Origin of the sequence: Hydrogenophaga sp. (assembly GCF_019264445.1) — a bacterium.
Classification (GTDB): domain Bacteria; phylum Pseudomonadota; class Gammaproteobacteria; order Burkholderiales; family Burkholderiaceae_C; genus Hydrogenophaga.
In genome coordinates this window covers 1-4,206 of sequence record NZ_JAHVAB010000016.1, presented here as the reverse complement: position 1 = coordinate 4,206, position 4,206 = coordinate 1, and the positions used below count along the sequence as shown (strand labels likewise).

Below are 4,206 nucleotides of genomic sequence, written 5' to 3'. Positions count from 1 at the left end.
CCCAATTAAAAAACCGCGACCCGCGGGTCGCTTTTTTCTTGGGCCAAAGCCCGTGCGTGCAGCGGGTCAGTTTTGCTGCAGGGCCGCGATGCGCTCTTCAATCGGCGGGTGCGTCGAAAACAGCTTGCCCAGGCCGCCGGTGATGCCCAGCGCCTGCATGGTCTTGGGCAGTTCGCCGGGCGTCAGGCCGCCCAGGCGGGCCAGCGCGTTGATCATGGGTTGCTTGCGGCCCATCAGGTTGGCGGCACCTGCGTCGGCGCGGAATTCGCGCTGGCGGCTGAACCAAGCCACGATGATGGCGGCGAGGAAGCCCAGCACGATGTCCATCACGATGGTGGTGATCATGTAACCAATGCCGGGGCCGGAGTTGTTGTCGCTGCCACGGCGCAGGAATGCGTCCACCGCGTAGCCGATCACGCGGCTCAAGAACACCACGAAGGTGTTCATCACGCCCTGGATGAGCGTCATGGTGACCATGTCGCCGTTGGCGATGTGGGCCACCTCGTGGCCGATCACGGCCTCGACCTCCTCTTTGGTCATGTTCTGCAGCAGGCCGGTGGACACCGCGACCAGCGCCGAGTTCTTGAAGGCACCGGTGGCAAACGCGTTGGGCGCGCCGTCAAAGATGCCGACCTCGGGCATGCCGATGCCGGCCTTGTCGGCGAAGCGGCGCACGGTTTCGACGATCCAGGCTTCGTCTGCGCTCTGCGGCTGCTCGATCACGCGCACGCCCGCACTGAACTTGGCCATGGGCTTGCTGATCAGCAGCGAAATGATGGCGCCACCAAAGCCGATGACGAGCGAGAACCCGGCCAGCGCCGTCATGTTCAGGCCGTTGGCCGTGAGGAAGCGGTCCACACCCAGGATGCGGGTGGTGATCAACAACACCGCCATCACGGCGAAGTTGGTCAGGACAAACAGCAGGATGCGTTTCATGGGGACTCCGGTGGTAGGGATCGGGACGGCGGAATGATAAGTGGGGCCCGGCTCGCGGTTCTTCAAGCCGCGCTGCAACAAGATCGCCCTGAACGCTCAGACCTGGGGCAGCAGGAAACGGCGCTCCCAGGCGCTGATTTCGTTGAGGAAGTGATCGTGCTCCAGCCCCTTGACGGCCAGGTAGGCGCGAACGAAGCGCTCACCCAGCAGCCGCGCGGCGTGCCCGCTCTGGGCCATTTGTTCGTGGGCGGTTGAAAAAGTTCGCGGTAGTCCGCGCGGCAGGTCGTAGCCGTTGTCCTGCACCGGTTCGCCGGGCGCGCGGCGCTCTTGCATGCCGGCCAGCCCTGCCGCGAGCGTGGCGGCGATGGCGAGGTAGGGGTTGGCGTCGGCACCGGCCAGGCGGTTTTCCACCCGGCGCGCCACCGGGGCGCTCACCGGCACCCGCAGGCCGGCGGTGCGGTTGTCGCGGCCCCATTCCACATTGATCGGCGCCTGGCTGCCCGTGACGTAGCGGCGGTACGAGTTGACCGTGGGCGCGTAGATCAGCGTGAGGTCGGGCGTGTAGGCCTGCAGGCCACCGATGTAGTGCAGAAACGCCTCGCTCTCGGTGCCATCGGCCTGACTGAAGATGTTGCGACCCTGCGCATCCACCACGCTCTGGTGCAGGTGCATGGAGCTGCCCGCCTCGCCGGTCAGCGGTTTGGCCATGAACACCGCATTCAGGCCATGCTGCAGCGCGATCTCGCGCGCCGCCGTCTTGAACAGAAAGGCCTGGTCGGCCACGGCCACCGGGTCGCCGTGCAGCAGGTTGATCTCGTACTGGCTGGGGCCGACTTCGTGCAGCCAGGTGTCGGCACGGATACCGAGGGCGTCGATGGCGGCGTGGAACGCGTCCCAGAACGGCGCCAGCTCGTTGAGCGCGTTCAGGCTGAAAGCGGACTGCCCGACTTCCGGGCGGCCGCCGCGCCCCAGCGGGGGCGTCAGCGGTTGCGCCGGGTCGGTCATGGCGGCAGTCAGGTAGAACTCGATTTCAGGTGCCACCACCGGTGTGAGCCCGAGGGCCGTGTAACGCGCCACCACGTTCTTGAGCACCGAGCGCGGCGCGAATTCGCACAGGCTGCCGTCGAGCTCCACGCAGTCGTGCACCGCCATGTAGCGCGGCACGCTGGCCCAGGGCGCGAGCTTGAGCGTGTCCAGATCGGGCACGAGGCGCACGTCGGGGTCGCTGTCGGGAAAGATGGGGTCGTAGGAGTATTCGCCCGTCACGCACTGCATGGGAATCGCCTGGCAGATGCGCAGCTCACCGCCCGCCGCGAAGCTGGCGGCCGGCATGAGCTTGCCGCGCGGGTAGCCGGTGACGTCGGCAAACAGGCACTCGACATCGCGCACGCCGTGGGCGCGGAAATGGGCGCCCAATTCGGCCCGGTCGGCGTCTGTCGAGAGGTTCAGGTGAGACCAGGAAGGCGTGGCGGGCTGGGTCATGAAAGGTCCGTTCGGGCCGGGCGAAACACGCCGGCGTCGGCATAGTAAGCGGGATCGTCGTTGGCCGGCCACCAGCCCGGCACGCCCAGCACCGGCAGCGGTGTGAACGGTTTGGTGGCCAGCACCGGCGCGCTCAGGTGCTGCGCGAGCCAGGCGTCCCAGGCGCCCAGGTCGTCGCCCAGCGTCCAGGGCACCGGCTCGCGAAACACATGGGCCGTGATCGACTTGTAGGGCACGACCAGCTTCTCCAGCAAGGCATGGCCGAACAGCACGATGCGGGCTTGCGCCCAGAGCGGGCGAAGCGTGACAAACAGCCGCGGCCAGTCGCGCGCGGCCAGGGCCTGCCACAAGGGCTCGGGCGCCTGCAGCAAGGCAGCGTTTTCGTCGAACAGGGTGAGCGCATCGCGCACCGGACCGCGCACGGCGCCCACGCCCGCGCGGGCGATCTCGGCCGCCTGCAACCGGTTCAGCTGCCGCTTGGTGTGCGGGAACCGCAGCCAGCACAGGCCGTTGAAGAAGTCGTGCAGGTTCTCGCGCGTGGGCACGCACCCGGTGTCGAAGATGAACTGCTCGTAGGCCGTGCCGGCGGGCAGCTCGGCCTGCGGCACGAAGCGCACCGGCGATTCCCCGTTGGCAGACAGCGCTTGCGGCAGACCCACGCCACCCGCGAGCGCCTGGCCGACGGCTTGCCCGCAGGCGGCGACGTCAGAAAACCAGGGCGCGGCCCAGTCGGGGGAGGCAATCGACGAGCTCAGGCCTGCAGCTTCCACGGCAAGGCTTCGCCGCCACGCAGCGGCTTGAGTTCGGCCTCACCAAACCGGAAGCTCTCCGGGGTGGTCCACGACTCGCGCCGGAGGGTGACGGTGCCGCTGTTGCGTGGCAGGCCGTAGAAGGCCGGGCCATGGAAACTGGCAAAGGCTTCGAGCTGGTGGAGCGCGCCCACCGAGTCAAACGCCTCGGCGTACATCTCGAGGGCGGCGTGCGCGGTGTAGCAGCCGGCGCAACCCGTGGCGTGTTCCTTCAGGTGTGCCGGGTGCGGTGCGCTGTCGGTGCCCAGGAAGAAACGGTCGCTGCCGCTGGTGGCGGCGGCCACCAGCGCCTGGCGGTGGGTCTCGCGCTTGAGCACCGGCAGGCAGTAGTAATGCGGGCGGATACCGCCGGTGAAGATGGCGTTGCGGTTGTAGAGCAGGTGGTGCGCGGTGAGCGTGGCGGCGGTGAAGGGCCCGGCCTCGGCCACGTACTGCGCGGCTTCCCTGGTGGTGATGTGCTCCATCACGATCTTGAGCTCGGGGAAGTCGCGGCGCAGCGGAATGAGCTGCTCGTCGATGAACACCGCCTCGCGGTCGAACAGGTCGATGTCGGCGCTGGTGACCTCTCCGTGCACCAGCAGCAGCACGCCGGCGCGCTGCATGGCTTCGAGGGTCTTGTGGGTCTTGCGGATGTCGGTCACGCCGGCATCGCTGTTGGTGGTGGCACCCGCCGGGTACAGCTTGCACGCCACCACGCCGGCGTCTTTCGCGCGCGCGATCTCGTCGGGCGGCAGGTTGTCGGTGAGGTAGAGCGTCATCAGCGGCTCGAAGCTCACGCCCTCGGGCACGGCGCGCTGGATGCGCTCGCGGTACGCCACAGCCTGCGCGGCGGTGGTCACCGGCGGCTTGAGGTTGGGCATGATGATCGCGCGCCCGAACTGGGCGGCGGTGTGCGGCACCACGGTGCGCAAGGCATCGCCATCGCGCACGTGCAGGTGCCAGTCATCGGGACGGGTGATCGTGAGGGTGTCGAGGGGGC

Annotated in this window: 4 protein-coding genes; all 4 read right to left on the bottom strand. The window is 68.2% G+C overall.

What is annotated here, in order from left to right; translation table 11 throughout:
• Positions 1–66 precede the first annotated feature (66 nt).
• Positions 67–936, bottom strand: a complete 870-nt coding sequence (gene htpX / locus KXJ60_RS01910) for a protease HtpX (protein WP_291123716.1) — start codon at positions 934–936, stop codon at positions 67–69.
• Positions 937–1,032: 96 nt separating this feature from the next.
• Positions 1,033–2,418 (bottom strand): glutamine synthetase family protein, encoded by a 1,386-nt coding sequence (locus KXJ60_RS01905; RefSeq protein WP_291123715.1) that lies wholly within the window; start codon positions 2,416–2,418, stop codon positions 1,033–1,035.
• Positions 2,415–3,188 carry a DUF3025 domain-containing protein gene (locus tag KXJ60_RS01900; protein ID WP_291123714.1) on the bottom strand — a complete coding sequence of 258 codons (774 nt, stop codon included), beginning with the start codon at positions 3,186–3,188 and terminating at the stop codon, positions 2,415–2,417. Before KXJ60_RS01900 ends, KXJ60_RS01905 begins: the two co-directional genes overlap by 4 nt.
• Positions 3,170–4,206, bottom strand: a 1,037-nt coding sequence (gene pyrC / locus KXJ60_RS01895) for a dihydroorotase (protein WP_291123713.1), incomplete at its 5' end; no start/stop codon positions are given. The genes KXJ60_RS01900 and pyrC, both read right to left, overlap by 19 nt.